Here is a 13,802-nt window from a genome sequence, read left to right as displayed (position 1 = left end):
CGCGGCGAGCAGAGAAAAATCATTTCGTCGATCGTGTCCTCTGAGGAGGTGAAGACGCTCCGAAAATCGCTGGATCGAACCGTTCACCCGCAGCCGCAAACGGGCCGTGCGTTCCACGTCATCGACGGCGGTGAAGAGTACCGCTTCGCGACGGTCCAGTTCGCCACACCGGGCCAGAACGGTTCGTCGGTTTTTCTCACGTGGAACGATAAAGACGACGAGGCGATTCCGAATTTCGTCGTCACCGAGTACGATTCGGAGGACCGACTCGAGAAACGCACCTCCATCAAGGACGGCGAAGTCGTCGAATACGAATCCAGTGCTGAGAATATTCCGTCGCCCGAAGCCGAAACCGACCGAGACATCGGCATCCTGTATACGGCAGATCCGGACGAATGCGTGAGTTACATCACGGAGGAATGTACCGACGTCAACTGGAGTTGTCTCGCCCAGATCGGCGTCGTATACGGGTCCTGCGCGACGGCCGTTCTACTGGGTAGCATCTCCGGCGTTATCTGGTGTCTCGCCAGTGGCGGTGTGAGCCTCTGGCAGGTGGCCGACGACGAAAACTGCAGTCTCTGTGACTCCTCGTCTCTACGAGAGGTCGAGATCTGCGGTGCTCCCTCGTCCCCGTAGATACGATATCACGGAGGCGATCGGAACGATAACGGAAAATCCGATTACCCAGGCCACGCCCGACTCACTGTTACTGCCTCCGGCCAGTTCGATAATTCCAACCGCTACGAGTAACAGACCGAAGAGAACGACTGCCGTGAGCAACTGCGATTCTCGAAACGACGTTTCGACGGTATTCCCGGCCGTCGTCATCTCGACGAGATAGAATACCAGTATTCCGGTGATGACCCCCACTAAGACGGCCGCTACGTTGTTCAGGATGAACGGTAGATATTCTGTCGTGTCACCGACCGCAAACACCGTAAATGAGACGCCCAGTACTCCGAGGAAGACGTTTTCCACCAGCTTTCGCTTGGAGATAGATCGACCTCTCTCGGGAGAACCGGTCGACATGCTACCCGCACTTATTCCACCAGCGTATTTATTCTTTTTACTGCGTCTCCATCGAACTCTCCTGCGTGAGCGCTACTGTCGACAGATATCGGTCCTCAGATAAACGCGACTCTGTAGCGTCTCGAGGTCCCGCTTCGGGTAGCGTTCAGAACGCTGAACCGGGCGTCGGATCAATCGCTCGAGGGGAGCAGATCGCCGACGAAGACCGCGTCGGGGAGGTCCGGAATACGGGGTGGGACGACGCCCTCGCTCGAGTCGATCGTGTGACCGGTCTCGACGTGGTGTGCGATCGCCGCCCGGGAGCGGACGCTGGCGGACGGTTCGTCGGTCGCGCTCGTACTCCAGTCGCAGTTCAGACAGTACTTCATCGCGTCTCTACCGGTAGCAGCAACTGAACTCGTGAAGTCCTTTCGGTGTCTCAGAGGTCCCATCGAGTCCCGTTCGCCTCGACTCGAGTCCACATTGCTGCGCGTCGATCAGAACAAGTCGTCGAACGACTCGACGCGGTAGTCGCCGCGGACGCAGCGTCCGCGCCGGTCGTGACCCACGCGTTCGACGTGGATGGCGTCGAGGCCGGCGTTCCAGGCCGCGCCGACGTCACCGGCACCGTCGCCCGCGAGGACCCCTTCGTGGCCGTTCTTCCCGACGCCGAGGTCGTCCATCACGCGGTAGACCGGGTTCGGGTCGGGCTTCCAGCCCGTTTCGGGGGTACAACAGAGGCGCGCGTCGAACCAGTCGCGGATGTCGAGCGCGTCCAGGACCGGTTCACAGAGGAACTCTTGACAGTGGGTGACGAGGCCGACGGGTACCTCGAGGTCGGCGACGAACGCGGCGTCCTCGTGGAGGTAGGTCTGCTCGGCCCGTACCATCGGGTCCTCCTCGTCGTGGAAGGCCGTCCAGAACTCGTCGGGCTCGATCCCCCACTCGCGGAGCTGTCGGTCCCGGGAGCCCGTCAGGCCGCTCCAGAGGATCTCGGCCTCACGGTCGGTGAACTCCCGGCCGAGTCGGTCGCCGACCCGATCGAAGACGTCCCGCGTGTAGGACCACTCGACGTCGACGAGCGTGCCGTCGAGGTCGAGCAGCCAGAAGTCGTACTCACCGTCCATCGGACACAGTGATACGGCATTCTCGAGTAAAGGTGTGTCGCTTATCGAACTGTGCCGACCGGCCGACAGTACAGTTCGCGCCGATCGGTCGACGGCAGTCAGTTTGCGCCGATCGGCCGATGGCGGTCAGTCCGCATCGGTCACCCGAATACTCGAGCCCAGATACTTCGAGAGGACTTCGTCGACGTTCTCGGCGTTGAACGCCGCGAGGTCGTCGTCGATCGCTTCTTTCAGGGCCGCGAAGTAGGCCTCGTCGACCTGGAGTTCGCGGAAGGAGACCGACTCGACGGGCTCGCCGAGCCACTCCTCGGCCAGTTGGCGGCCGTACGCGGCGTCGCTGACCTCGCCGCGCCACAGCGTATCGCGGAAGAACAGCCACCCTTCCGTGCCCGGTTCCGGAGCCTCGCGAAAACAGGTGACGGTCGTCTCGGTCGTCGACGGCTCGAGGCTGACTTCGGACTCGTCGGCCTCGAGGCGGAGCCGGACGCGAAAGACGTACCGGGCGTCCATCCCGTCAGGCGTCGCGTTCGGACTCGATCAGTTCGGCCATCTCGACGTCCTGATCGGTGATGCCGCCCTCCTCGTGGGAGGTCAGCCGGATCTCGACTTCCTCGTACCGGATCCGGATCTCGGGGTGGTGGAACTGCGCCTCGGCGATCTCGCCGACCATCTGGGCGAAGTTGACGCCGCGGAGGTAGTCGTCGAACTCGTAGGTCCGGACGATCTCGTCGCCCTCACGCGTCCACTCGTCGGGAAGCTGCGTCTCGATCTCGTCGTCGGAAAGCAGGTCGGCCATAGTCGGCCGAACGGAGCGCAATCAAATAATGATTGTGCCCTGCGCGCCCGTTTCGGCCCGTAGCGGCGTTTCCCGCCGTGAGCACCGCGGGCGGCCGTCGGCCGAGATGGGGACCCCCCACCGACAAGGACTTATCGCAGAGTGGACTATCCTCTGGCACTGTAATGTGTGATCGGACAGGCGAGTGCGCGAACGACGGAACGTGCCAACTCGTCCTCAAAAATGAACACACCGGGCTCGAGATGACGGAATACTACTGCAAAGCCCATCTCGTGCTCCGGGTCTGGGAAGTCGAAGCCGACGCCGACCTCGACGTCGTCGACGCGACGAAGCTCTGGTACTGATCGGCGGTCAGTCGTCGTCGGTCGCCTCGAGTCGGCGCTCGGCCATCGACGCCTCGGCCTCCACGGGCGGCGCGATGGGGGCGTCACCGCCGCTCAAGTCGGGATCGAACAGCTGGAGCGCGGTGTTGATCGTGCTCCAGTCGTCTTCGGCCGCCGCTTCGCGCAGGCTCTTGGTCGGCGGCGCGAGCAACTGACTGACCAGCGCGTCGGCCATCGCCTCGACGACCTCGCGCTGTTCTGCGGTGAACTCCTCGCCGTCGAGTCGCGAGAGCGCCGTCTCGAGTTCGCGGTCCTTCAGGCGCTCGGCGGACTCGTACATCGCGGCGATCACCTCGTCGGCGCGGGCGCGCTTGTACTGCTCGCAGAGCAGGTCGAACTCCCGGTCGACCATCGCCTCGACCTCGCTGGCCGCGTCGTTGCGTTGCTCGTAGGTCTCGGCGGTGACCGACTCGAGGTCGTCTAAGTCGTGGACGGTCACGGCCGACAGCGAGTCGGCGGCCGGATTGACGTCCCGGGGCTGGCCCAGATCGACGACGACGCGTTCGGGTCGGTCGCCGCCGCTCCCGTCGGCCGCGAGGTGTCGCGGCTCGAGGACCGGATCGTCGCTGCCGGTCGCGGTAACGACGACGTCGGCGTCGGTCGCGACGGTCGACAGCGCCTCCAGCGGAACGGCATCGGCGTCGACGTCGAGTTCGGTCGCGAGGTGTTCGGCGCGTGAAACCGTCCGGTTCGCGACGACGAGTGCGTCCACGCCGGCGTCGGCGAGGCTGCGCGCCGCGAGTCGGCCCATCTCGCCGGCGCCGACGACGAGCGCGGTCGCCCCCTCGAGTTCGCGGTCGCGGGCGGCGAGTTTCGTCGCCGCCGACCCCAGCGAGACGACGCCCTCGTTGATCTCCGTCTCGGTGCGGGCGCGTTCGCCGACGTGGATGGCCTTGGTCACGCCGGTCTCGAGCATCTCGCCGATGCCGCCGGCGTTGCGGGCGTCCTCGTAGGCGGTTCGGACCTGTCCGATGATCTGGTCTTCGCCCAGCACGACCGACTCGAGGCCCGCCGCGACCGACAGCAGGTGGCGCAGGCTCTCGTCGTGGTCGCTGACGACGACCGCGTCGTCGTCGACGGCCGCGAAGAATTCCTCGAGGGCGGCCCGGCCGACGCTGGCGTCGGTCCCGACCACGTAGACCTCGACGCGGTTGCACGTCGAGAGGACGTACGCTTCCTCGATCTCCGGCACCGACAGCAGGTCGGTGACGGCGTCTCGCTGGCTGTCGGGACTGGCAGCGGCGAGATCGTCGACGCTACCGCTCTCGTGGGTCACCCGCGCGGCGGTTACGACCCCGGCCGAAATCACGGCCGATCACCCCCGGCGGATAGTTCCTCGGCCAGCACGTGCTCGATCACTTGCTCACAGTTAGAAGTACCCGTACGTAAAGCTGTCCAAAGAGCCGGAGAGTTGACGACACCGGTGACGATCTCGCGGCGTCGATCAGGGGTGACGTCCCGCGATTTGAGTTCGCCGCGTAGGTCGGCGCAGACCCGCGCCATCTCTCCCGCGCCGGCGAGGGGCTCCTCGAGTTCCTCCCGGAGATACTTGCTCAGCGCGGGCGCGGTGGCGCCGGTCGAGACGGCGACGACGACCGGCTCCTCGCGGACCGTCGCGGGGACGACGACGCTACCGGGGTCGCGCTCGCCCGAGCGATCGGCGCGGTTGACCAGAATCCCGCGCTCGCGGGCCGCGTTCGCGACGGCCCCGTTGACGGCCTCGTCGTCCGTCGCGGCGACGACCAGCGCGGGCTCGGTTCGCTCGAGCCAGTCGTCGACGTCGGACGGCTCGAGGGCCGCTCGGATCAACTCGGCGCCGCCGAAGTCGCGGTCGGCGAACGCCGGGCTGACGACGACGACGACGTCGGCCTCGCGGGCGAACCGGCGGGCCTTCCGCGCGCCGACTCGGCCGCCGCCGACGACGAGCACGGTCGCGCCGGTAAAATCGTGCAAAAGTGGTATCATTCCGGTGTTGTTCGGTCGAGCGTCATCAGTTACTCCGCCTCAGTGTTTGCATCGGCACGCGCTTTCATACGAATACCAGTCTTCTTCAATATTTGCGTCGAGTGCAAGGTGTCCCAGTCGTCGGACGTTACGTTCCAGTGCTCGTTCATCCGTTCCCGAACGTGTTCGACGCGACGCCGGCTCTCCGCCTCGCTGCGGCCGTGGGTCATCGCGAAGAAATTGTACGGCCAGACGCCCTCGTGGCGCGGGCGCTCGTAGCAGTGGGTGACGAACGGCAGCGCGGCGATCTCGGGGCCGACCTCGCCGACGCGGTCGTCCGGGACGTTCCAGACCGTCATCCCGTTCTCCGTGTACCCCAGCGCGTAGTGGTTCGGGACGACGCCGATGCGGCGGATCTTCCCCTCTCGTTCGAAGCGCGCGAGCGTCTCGAGCACCCACTCGAGATCCTGTCCGATAGCTTTCGCGACGTCCGCGTACGGCGTTTCTGTCAGGGGGAGGCCGTCCTGCACCTCGAGGACGAGGTCGCGCTCGGCCGGCGAGAGCGTCTCCCTGTCGGTCGGGGTGACGTCCGGCCCCAGATCCGTACAGTCGACGCCGGCGCGCTCGATATCGCCGTCGCCGTCCAGCGGGCCGTCGACGTAGAACTTCGCCTCGACGCGGAACTCTCGCTGTTTCGGCAAGTTGTACGTCTCCTGGCCGGTCTCGTCCTCGATCTCGGCCAGTACCTCCTCGATGCGGCTGCTCGCGGGTCCCCCGTTCGCTCGTTCCGAGGCGTCCTCAGAAGTGCAACGCACTTCTGATGGGCTGCGAGAATCGCTTCGCGATTCTCGAACGCTGTGCGCCTCGCGCTCCGCGACGCTCACGACGAACCAGACGTTCAGGTGCGGGTGTTCGCGCTCGTAGTTGTGGGCCACCTCGCGGTGGGCGTTGACCTGTTCGACGATATCGTCGAACCGGTCCTCGGGGGCGTGCATGGCGACCAGCGTCGCCGCGCCGCCGATCTCCTGGGCGTCGACGAGCGGCCCGAACCGCGAGAGCACGCCCCGGTCGTCCAGATCGCGGATCGTCTCGAGCAACGCGCTCGCCGAGATGTCGACCCCGCGGTCGCCCATCGCGGCGGCGGCCGGTTCGAACGGCCGTTCGACGACCGGAAAGCCGCCCTGAAAGGCGTTGACGCCCGCCCGCTCGCGGGCCGTGAGGTCGACGTCCGTACTCATACGTGACGGTCGGGACGCCCCCGATATAAGCGGACCGGACGGTACCGGTGGGTCACTCGCACGCCTCGAAAAATGGAACGTGAATCAGTCAGCTAGCCCGCTCAGAACGGGTACTCCCGGTCTTCGTGTTGCAGCGAGATCCACTTCTTCTCGGTGACCTCCTCGAGGAAGTCGGTGGTGTTGTAGCCGCCGACGCCGGAGGCGCCGGTGCCGCTGAACGGGACGTGGGCCTCGTCGTTGATCGGCTGATCGTTGACGTGGACCATTCCCGTCTCGAGGCGGTCGGCGATTTGGCGGCCGGTGCCGACGTCGCCGGCGTGCACGGAGCCGGAGAGGCCGTACTCGACGGCGTTGTGGAGTTCGACGGCCTCGTCGATATTCGAGAACGGAATTACGGGTGCGATAGGGCCGAAGTGCTCGTTGCACGCCGCAGCCATGTCGTTTGTCGCGTCCGAGAGCACTGTCGGAGCGACTACCAGCGAGTCGTCGACCCCCTCGAGGTCGACCGTCTCACCGCCGGTCTCCAGCGTCGCGCCCTGATCGATCGTCTCTTCGACGTACTCGAGCATCTCGTCGCGCTGGGACTCGTCGATGATCGGACCGACGACCGTGTCGGGGTCGTGGGCGCTCCCGACGGGCAAGGATTCGGCGCGCTCGGTCAGCTTCTCCACGTACTCGTCGTAGACGTCCTCGTGGACGAGGTGACGATTGATCGAGATGCAGACCTGTCCCTGGTGGACGAAGCTCCCGAAGACCGCAGCATCGACCGCCTGATCGATGTCCGCCTCGGCGGTGACGATGTGGCCGTTGTTGCCGCCCAGTTCCATCGCCGCTTCGGCGAGGTTCTCGCCGGCGGTGGCGGCGACCTGGCGGCCGACCGGCGTCGACCCGGTGAAGGCGACGACGTCGCTCTCGGGGTGACCGGCGACGCGGTCGCCGATCTCCGAGCCCCGCCCGGTGACGACGTTGAGGACGCCCGCGGGGAGGCCGGCTTCCTCGAACAGTTTCGCGATGAGGAGCCCGCCCGTGATCGGCGTGTTCGTCGCGGGCTTGAGGACGACCGAGTTCCCGGCCGCGATCGCGGGCGCGACCGCGCGCATCGAGAGGTTCAGCGGGAAGTTCCACGGCGAGATGACCGTGACGACGCCTTTCGCCTCGCGCTCGACGATGTTCTCCTTGCCCGGGATGTTCGAGCGGGCGTGCTCGCCTTTCATCCGCCGGGGCAGCGTCGCCGCCTCCGCGGCCTGGTCGGTCGCGAGGTGGACCGACGTCCCGCCCATGACTCGGCTCCCGCCGGCCTCCTGGACGAGCAGTTCGACGATCTCTTCCTCCCACTCCTCGAGGTTCTGGACGACGCCCTGTAGGATCTCCTCGCGCGCCGCGGGCGGCTGTTCGCCCCACTCCGTCTGGGCGTCGGCGGCGGCCTCGTAGGCCGCGTCGACGTCGGACTCGACGCCTGCGGGTACCTCCGCGATGACCTCCCGCGTCGAGGGATCCTCGACCTCGAGCGTCGCCCCGCTCTCGGAGGGGACCCACTCCCCGTTGAGGTACAGTTCCTCCCACTCCGCCGTATTGGCTATGTCCGATGACATTCACCTGTAATACGTCCCTTGGTAGTAAAACTCTCACGGAACCCGAATTTTGTAATCTATATTTCGAGTTTATTAATCCGTTGTAATTAGAATGTAGCGAGGTCACAGATACCAGTCCTCGGCCGCACTGATCGCTCCGAGGGAGCCTCGATCCCACCAGTACGAGGGCGTCCATCACGCTCCGGACGGGTTCTCGACCGCAGTAGCAGTGGGTACCGCCCGCGAACGATGAACCGATGGTCACGGTCGCTCGCCGGCGGTTTCGAGGTCGACGAACGGTGTCGACGAACTGTAGCGACGGATTCCGCGCCTAGTCGCCCCGGACGCCGGTGACGTCGAAGCCGAGGTCGCGAACGTCCTCGAGAATGGCCTCGTGGTCCGCGGTCGCCCGGTAGTAGATGACGATGTCGAAGCTCCCCTCGCGCAGCAGTTGCTGGCACTCCCAGACGAACTCCTCGTCCTCGAGGGTGAGCCCCTGGTGCTGGTTCGAGGAGAAGTCGGGGTCGTCGTTGCCCGAGTAGACGAAGCAGTCCTCGGGGTCGTGGCCGGTGTGTTCGGCGATGATATCGCCGACGTCGAGCGTCGCCTGCATCATCTGGACGTCCTCTTGTCCGTCGTAGTCGGTGTGGACGATCGCCCCGTTGAGTTCGATCTCGCCCGGCTCGAGCAGCGCCTTCGTCCGCTGGTAGAGGTCCTCGTCGACCGCGTGCGAATCTGCCATTGTCGGAAGCGAGAGTCCCCGGACTGATAGCCGTCACGGTTCCGATAGGGCGATTTCGGGCCATTTGGCGGGGGTTGATCCGTCCCCAATTGTCGGACCGGTGGGGCGAATCTGCACCCAGTCGGCGAATGAATCCACACCCGTTCGTCGGATAGGTGTGGTGATCAGTCTCTCAGGTGGAGTATAACACACAAGAGACATAGGGAGCGATGACTTCTAGACGGGTGATGAAGCGGTGGCTCCGGCAGCGCGTCGACGCGGCCTACGAGCAGTTGCTCTCGAGAGAGATCTCCGGTGCGCCGACCCACGTCGCGGTGATCCAGGACGGGAACCGGCGGTACGCCCGGCGCAAGGGCAACGACGCCCCACAGGGCCACCGCGCGGGAGCCAAGACGACCGAGCGCGTCCTCGAGTGGTGTCAGGACGTCGGCGTCGAGGAGCTGACGCTGTACGCCTTCTCCACCGAGAACTTCGACCGACCAGACGAGGAGAACGAGGCCCTGTTCGACCTCCTCTGTGAGAAACTCCGCGAGTTCGCCGACGCCGACCGCGTCCACGACAACGAGGTGCGGATCCGGGCGATCGGCGACGTCGACCGACTCCCCGAGCGGGTCCGCGAGGCCGTCGACTACGCCGAGCGCCGTACGCGCGGCTACGACCGGTTCGTCCTCAACATCGCGCTGGCCTACGGCGGTCGCTCGCAGCTGCTCGAGGCGGTTCGCGGCGTGGCCGCCGACGTCGAAGCGGGCGAGGTCTCGCCCGACGACATCGAGGTCGAGACGATCGAGGACCGACTTTACGAACAACCCGTTCGTGACGTCGACCTGATCATCCGAACGGGCGGCGACGAGCGCACGTCGAACTTCCTGCCGTGGCACGCCAACGGGAACGAAGCCGCCGTCTTCTTCTGTACCCCCTACTGGCCGGAGTTCTCGAAGACGGACTTCCTGCGTGGGATCCGAACCTACGAGCACCGCGCGGAGTCGTGGCGGCGGACCCGCGCTCGACGCGCGCTGGCCCTGCTCGGTGCCATCAGCGACGCCGAACTCGCCGAGGCCCAGTCGATCGTCGAGCGGTTCCGCGACTCGCTGCCGACGGCCGAACGACCCGATCCGGAGGAACTCGAGGCCGGCGAGAACGAGCAGGTCGACGGCATCGACTCGAGCGGCCGGGCCGCCGACTGAGCGCGTTCCCTCACCGTATCGAGGTACTCCACCCCCGTCAGCGACGGCGATCCTATCCGGCGCAACTGGTAAACCGATCATAAATACTTTATTTCCAATACAAATACAAGAATACGTAATGGCCGCCCTCGATAACGCCGTCGACGTCGAGCGGTTCGCCCGCCTGACGGACCTCCCCGTACCGACGGCTGCGTCCCTGCTCGAAACCGTCCGTACGCGAATCGCGATCCACGCACTGTCGCGCTCCGATCGGGAACTCCCGCTCGAGGAGTTGGCGGCGGCCGTCGCCGCGGTCGACGCCGAGCGAACCCGGTCGGAGATCAGCGTCTCCCTCGTTCACGCGACGCTCCCGAAACTCGAGGACTACGGCGTCCTCCGGTACGAACTGCGGTTCGACACCCTCCGGCTCTCCGGGCCGATCGTCGGACTCGAGGACCCGCTCGGCGAGCGACGGGCCGGCACCGCGTCGCCCGAGTCGATCGGAGTACTCGAGTCGGGTCGTTAACGACCGTATCGACGCGACCGGTTGCAGTACTCCCGGACCGCCCGGAGGAAGTCCCGCTTGCGGAAGTCCCGCCAGTTGACGTCGGTGAAGTAGAGTTCGGAGTAGACCGACTGCCAGATCATGAAATCCGAGAGCCGTTCGGCGCCGGTCTTGATCACGAGGTCGGGTTCCGAGGGGAAGACCAGGTGCTCCTCGACCCGCTCGTCGTCGATCGCTTCGGGATCGAGTTCGCCCGCCTCGACGCGTTCGGCGAGCGTCCGCACGGCGCTGGTGAACTCGTGTTTGCCACCGAGACCGATCCCGATGCGGATCGGCGCGTCCGCCTGCGTCCGGTCGTCCGGACCGCGGACGGCGACCTCGCGGGGCGCGTCGATCGTCTCGAGTTCCCGCCGCAGAGCGGGGACTGCGGCGCCATCGAGGACGCTCACGTAGACGGTCACCCGCGTCGCGTACTCGAACGCCCACGCGAAGAAGTCCGTCAGCGTCTCGTATGCGCCCCGCTCGAGGAGGTCGCGCTCGGTAATCACGAGCGCGACGTGATCGGGAAGGTCGCCGTCGTGTCGGCGAATCCGCAGGGCGAGATACCGTTCGTAGAGGCCCACGCGAGGAGATTTCCGGTCCGATGGGATACGGGTTTCGGCTTTTCCCTGTCAGCGGCCCCGTCACCGATGGATCGCGCGGAGCCCCCCGGCGACGACCCGAATCGACAGCCGCCTGATGGGAATTGACGGCGGCCAACGGCACCGTTGAGGGGGTGAGAACGGCCGCAGCGTGGTTCACGAACCTTCAAGTGAACGCCACAGAAAGGATTCGATATCGTGACAGCACCCGTTCGGCGAGCAGGCGTGTTTGCGCTCCTCTCGACGCTCGCTCTCGTCGTTCCCCTCGGCGGCCCCTGGGTCGGGGCCGCGATCGGTGCCGTCGTCGTTCTCGGCGCGATGGCCGTGACCGACGGGCCGATATTCGAACTCCTGGCCTACCCCAGCGACTACGAGGCTGGCCGCCTCTACGGACTCGTCGCGCTCGCTCTCGCCGCCGTCGCCCTCGGACTGATCGCGATCGCGACGTCGATGTCGCTCGCGGTCTTCGTCGGCACCGTCCTCCTGGTCGGCTACGGCAATCTCGCCGAGCAGTTCGCCCGCCGGTGGACCGACCGCGACGTCGTCCTCGCGGCCGCCTTCTGTGCCGTCGCCGCCGTCGCCGCCGTCACCGGACAGGTCGGCACCCACTGGCTCACCGACAGCGGCGTCCTCGAGTCGGCGGCCACCGCCCTCCCCCGGATGGTCTTTCTCGGTGCGAGCGGCGCCCTGCTCGCCGCCTTGCTTCGGGACGTCCTGTTCTCCCACGACGATCCCGTCGTCATGCTCTCGGTCGGCCTGCTGTGCTGGCTGCTCGCGGAACTCGAGCCCACCCTCGCCGGCCCCGAGATCGCCGCCGCCCTCGCGATCACGATCGGCCTCGGCTACGCCTCCTACGCGCTCGAGACGGCCTCGATCGCGGGGATGCTCACCGGGATCCTGCTGGGGCTGTTGACCATCGTTCTCGGCGGCTACGGGTGGTTCGTCGTCCTCATCTCCTTTTTCGCCCTCGGGGGCCTTTCCTCGAAGTTCCGATACGAACGGAAGGCCGAACTGGGCGTCGCCGAGGACAACAACGGCGCCCGCGGCAGCGGGAACGTGCTGGGCAACGCCGCCGTCGCCATCGTCGCCGTGCTGGGCTACGCGGCGAGTTCGGAAACCCTGCTGCCCGGCGTCCCTGACTCGAGTCTGTTCCTGTTCGCCTTCGCCGGCTCCGTCGCCACGGCGATGAGCGACACCCTCTCGAGCGAGATCGGCAGCGTCTTCGATCGGCCCCGGCTGATCACCACCCTGGAACCGGTCGAACCCGGCACCGACGGCGGGGTCACCTGGCAGGGCGAGGTGGCCGGCGTCGCCGGCGCCGTCGTCGTCGCGGGGATCTCCTACGCCCTCTTCTCGGCGGTTACGACCGTCGGCGCGGCGATCATCGTCGCCGCCGGGGTCGTCGGCATGACCGTCGACAGCCTGCTGGGCGCGACGCTCGAGGGGCGAGTCCTGGGAAATCAGGGCGTGAACTTCCTCGCGACGCTTTCGGGCGCGCTGGTCTGCGCGCTGCTGGTGCTGTCGTTCGCCGTGCTCGGATGATCGAAAAACCGGCGTCGGGACGGAGAGCGTCGCGGTCGGCCGTCAGTCGTCCGCCGGGGCGAACGAGCCGCCGGCGTCGTCGGTCGATTCCTCGAGCGCGTCGATGCGTTCGTCCGGGACGACGGGATCCAGTGTGTCGTCGGCTCGCGCCTGCGCGCGTCCGGCAGACGCCGTCGCCCAGAACATGAGGAGTAGCTGGACGCCCAGCAGGGCGAGCGCGGCCTCCGGTGGCGGTGACATTATCGTCCGCTGGGCACTGGTCGCATATCAATTACTCGTCCGGGTCCCATTCGGCGGGAGTGAGCGAACCGACGCGTTACGCTGGGCGGCGACCTGCGGCTCAACAGCCACCACCGCAGCCACAGCCAGCGGTCGTCCGCTTGATCCACAGATACAGTCCGGTCCCGACGGCGATCGCGGCGCTTCCGGCCAGCAGTCCGGGAACGGCGCCGACGGTGGGAACCGTTACGGGTTCCGGGGCGACGAGCGTGCCGATACCGAGTCCGACGATAACGGCTGCGACGAACTTTCCCAGCCGGGGGACGCCGATCAACTCTAGCGTTTTCGCTGACATTTCCGTGGCAAATCACTTCGCCAGAAACGACTTAGTTCTTCGGTAGGGTCCGCCCAACCCGGTTAGCTGAACCTGACCCCGTCCCGAGGCGCGTACGAGCGGAACGCGGTCGTGACGGATCGGATCGTGGAGCCTCAACACCCCGACGACTCCTCGAGGTAGTCGGCCCCCCAGGCGTCCATCGCGTCGATCACCGACTCGAGCGACTCGCCCCGTTCCGTCAGCGAGTACGCCACCCGAAACGGTTTCTCGCTGACGATCTCGCGGTCGACGAGTCCCGTCTCCTCTAAGTCCTCGAGGCTGTCGGAGAGCACCGTACTGGAGACCGCATCGATATCGTCCTTGAGCGCGTTGAATCCGAGCGGTCCGCGCTCGAGCAGTCGGTGGACGATGACCGGATGCCACTTCTTACCGATCAGGTGGGCCGTACACGTGACCGCACACCAGTCGTCGTCGGCACACCACGACGCGACGCACTCCTCCGGCGTAGATTGACTCATACGGCGTTCGTCCGAGAGGATACGCCGAACGTGTACTAAAATATACGTGTCATCCTGAACGGTCGGAC

General features: G+C 66.2%; 19 protein-coding genes. 5 read left to right on the top strand and 14 right to left on the bottom strand.

What is annotated here, in order from left to right:
• The first annotated feature begins 48 nt into the window (after positions 1-48).
• Positions 49-636 (top strand): hypothetical protein, encoded by a 588-nt coding sequence (locus tag J0X25_RS23355; RefSeq protein ID WP_207289955.1) that lies wholly within the window; start codon positions 49-51, stop codon positions 634-636.
• Here J0X25_RS23355 and J0X25_RS23350 read toward each other — a convergent pair.
• From J0X25_RS23350 to J0X25_RS23330, 5 genes are all read right to left on the bottom strand, one after another.
• Positions 595-1,029, bottom strand: coding sequence for a hypothetical protein (locus J0X25_RS23350; RefSeq protein WP_207289954.1), 435 nt, complete (start codon positions 1,027-1,029; stop codon positions 595-597). The genes J0X25_RS23355 and J0X25_RS23350 overlap by 42 nt on opposite strands.
• A 170-nt stretch (positions 1,030-1,199) precedes the next feature.
• On the bottom strand, positions 1,200-1,397 hold the full coding sequence (locus J0X25_RS23345; protein ID WP_207289953.1) for a hypothetical protein: 198 nt from the start codon (positions 1,395-1,397) through the stop codon (positions 1,200-1,202).
• Positions 1,398-1,505: 108 nt separating this feature from the next.
• Positions 1,506-2,135 (bottom strand): HAD family hydrolase, encoded by a 630-nt coding sequence (locus tag J0X25_RS23340; RefSeq protein WP_207289952.1) that lies wholly within the window; start codon positions 2,133-2,135, stop codon positions 1,506-1,508.
• Between the two features lie 126 nt (positions 2,136-2,261).
• The gene (gene lwrS, locus J0X25_RS23335; protein ID WP_207289951.1) at positions 2,262-2,645 is read right to left on the bottom strand and encodes an LWR-salt protein; all 384 of its coding nucleotides are present in this window, start codon (positions 2,643-2,645) and stop codon (positions 2,262-2,264) included.
• 4 nt (positions 2,646-2,649) lie between these two features.
• On the bottom strand, positions 2,650-2,931 hold the full coding sequence (locus J0X25_RS23330) for a 4a-hydroxytetrahydrobiopterin dehydratase (protein ID WP_207289950.1): 282 nt from the start codon (positions 2,929-2,931) through the stop codon (positions 2,650-2,652).
• Between the two features lie 164 nt (positions 2,932-3,095).
• Here J0X25_RS23330 and J0X25_RS23325 point away from each other — a divergent pair, with 164 nt between their 5' ends.
• The gene (locus tag J0X25_RS23325) at positions 3,096-3,275 is read left to right on the top strand and encodes a hypothetical protein (protein WP_207289949.1); all 180 of its coding nucleotides are present in this window, start codon (positions 3,096-3,098) and stop codon (positions 3,273-3,275) included.
• A 7-nt stretch (positions 3,276-3,282) separates the two neighbouring features.
• Here the strand turns inward: J0X25_RS23325 and hemA are convergent, their stop codons facing one another.
• The 5 genes from hemA to J0X25_RS23300 all read right to left on the bottom strand — a co-directional run bounded on the left by hemA (position 3,283) and on the right by J0X25_RS23300 (position 8,809).
• Positions 3,283-4,623 (bottom strand): glutamyl-tRNA reductase, encoded by a 1,341-nt coding sequence (gene hemA / locus J0X25_RS23320; RefSeq protein ID WP_207289948.1) that lies wholly within the window; start codon positions 4,621-4,623, stop codon positions 3,283-3,285.
• Positions 4,620-5,279, bottom strand: coding sequence for a precorrin-2 dehydrogenase/sirohydrochlorin ferrochelatase family protein (locus J0X25_RS23315; RefSeq protein ID WP_207289947.1), 660 nt, complete (start codon positions 5,277-5,279; stop codon positions 4,620-4,622). Before J0X25_RS23315 ends, hemA begins: the two co-directional genes overlap by 4 nt.
• Positions 5,280-5,308: 29 nt before the next feature.
• Positions 5,309-6,496 carry a siroheme decarboxylase subunit beta gene (gene ahbB / locus J0X25_RS23310; protein WP_207289946.1) on the bottom strand — a complete coding sequence of 396 codons (1,188 nt, stop codon included), beginning with the start codon at positions 6,494-6,496 and terminating at the stop codon, positions 5,309-5,311.
• Positions 6,497-6,597: 101 nt separating this feature from the next.
• Positions 6,598-8,088, bottom strand: a complete 1,491-nt coding sequence (locus J0X25_RS23305; protein WP_207289945.1) for an aldehyde dehydrogenase family protein — start codon at positions 8,086-8,088, stop codon at positions 6,598-6,600.
• A 310-nt stretch (positions 8,089-8,398) separates the two neighbouring features.
• The gene (locus J0X25_RS23300) at positions 8,399-8,809 is read right to left on the bottom strand and encodes a DUF5778 family protein (RefSeq protein WP_207289944.1); all 411 of its coding nucleotides are present in this window, start codon (positions 8,807-8,809) and stop codon (positions 8,399-8,401) included.
• Between the two features lie 227 nt (positions 8,810-9,036).
• Between J0X25_RS23300 and uppS the strand changes: the two genes are divergently transcribed.
• On the top strand, positions 9,037-9,993 hold the full coding sequence (gene uppS, locus J0X25_RS23295; RefSeq protein ID WP_207290851.1) for a polyprenyl diphosphate synthase: 957 nt from the start codon (positions 9,037-9,039) through the stop codon (positions 9,991-9,993).
• 118 nt (positions 9,994-10,111) lie between these two features.
• Entirely contained in the window at positions 10,112-10,498 is a 387-nt protein-coding gene (locus J0X25_RS23290) for a DUF7344 domain-containing protein (protein WP_207289943.1), read from the top strand.
• Here the strand turns inward: J0X25_RS23290 and J0X25_RS23285 are convergent.
• Positions 10,495-11,100, bottom strand: coding sequence for an undecaprenyl diphosphate synthase family protein (locus tag J0X25_RS23285; protein ID WP_207289942.1), 606 nt, complete (start codon positions 11,098-11,100; stop codon positions 10,495-10,497). The two genes, J0X25_RS23290 and J0X25_RS23285, sit on opposite strands and share 4 nt — an antisense overlap.
• A 216-nt stretch (positions 11,101-11,316) precedes the next feature.
• Between J0X25_RS23285 and J0X25_RS23280 the strand changes: the two genes are divergently transcribed.
• On the top strand, positions 11,317-12,660 hold the full coding sequence (locus tag J0X25_RS23280) for a DUF92 domain-containing protein (RefSeq protein WP_207289941.1): 1,344 nt from the start codon (positions 11,317-11,319) through the stop codon (positions 12,658-12,660).
• A 42-nt stretch (positions 12,661-12,702) separates the two neighbouring features.
• On the opposite strand, the gene J0X25_RS23275 is transcribed toward J0X25_RS23280, so the two are convergent.
• The 3 genes from J0X25_RS23275 to J0X25_RS23265 form a co-directional block, all read right to left on the bottom strand.
• Positions 12,703-12,900, bottom strand: coding sequence for a hypothetical protein (locus J0X25_RS23275; protein ID WP_207289940.1), 198 nt, complete (start codon positions 12,898-12,900; stop codon positions 12,703-12,705).
• Between the two features lie 100 nt (positions 12,901-13,000).
• Positions 13,001-13,234 carry a hypothetical protein gene (locus J0X25_RS23270; protein WP_207289939.1) on the bottom strand — a complete coding sequence of 78 codons (234 nt, stop codon included), beginning with the start codon at positions 13,232-13,234 and terminating at the stop codon, positions 13,001-13,003.
• Positions 13,235-13,368: 134 nt separating this feature from the next.
• Positions 13,369-13,734, bottom strand: a complete 366-nt coding sequence (locus J0X25_RS23265; protein WP_207289938.1) for a winged helix-turn-helix transcriptional regulator — start codon at positions 13,732-13,734, stop codon at positions 13,369-13,371.
• Positions 13,735-13,802: the final 68 nt, after the last annotated feature.

It is taken from the genome of Haloterrigena alkaliphila (assembly GCF_017352155.2).
Taxonomy (GTDB): domain Archaea; phylum Halobacteriota; class Halobacteria; order Halobacteriales; family Natrialbaceae; genus Haloterrigena; species Haloterrigena alkaliphila.
Note: the sequence above shows the minus strand (reverse complement) of the source record. Positions and strands in the feature narration are given on the sequence as shown.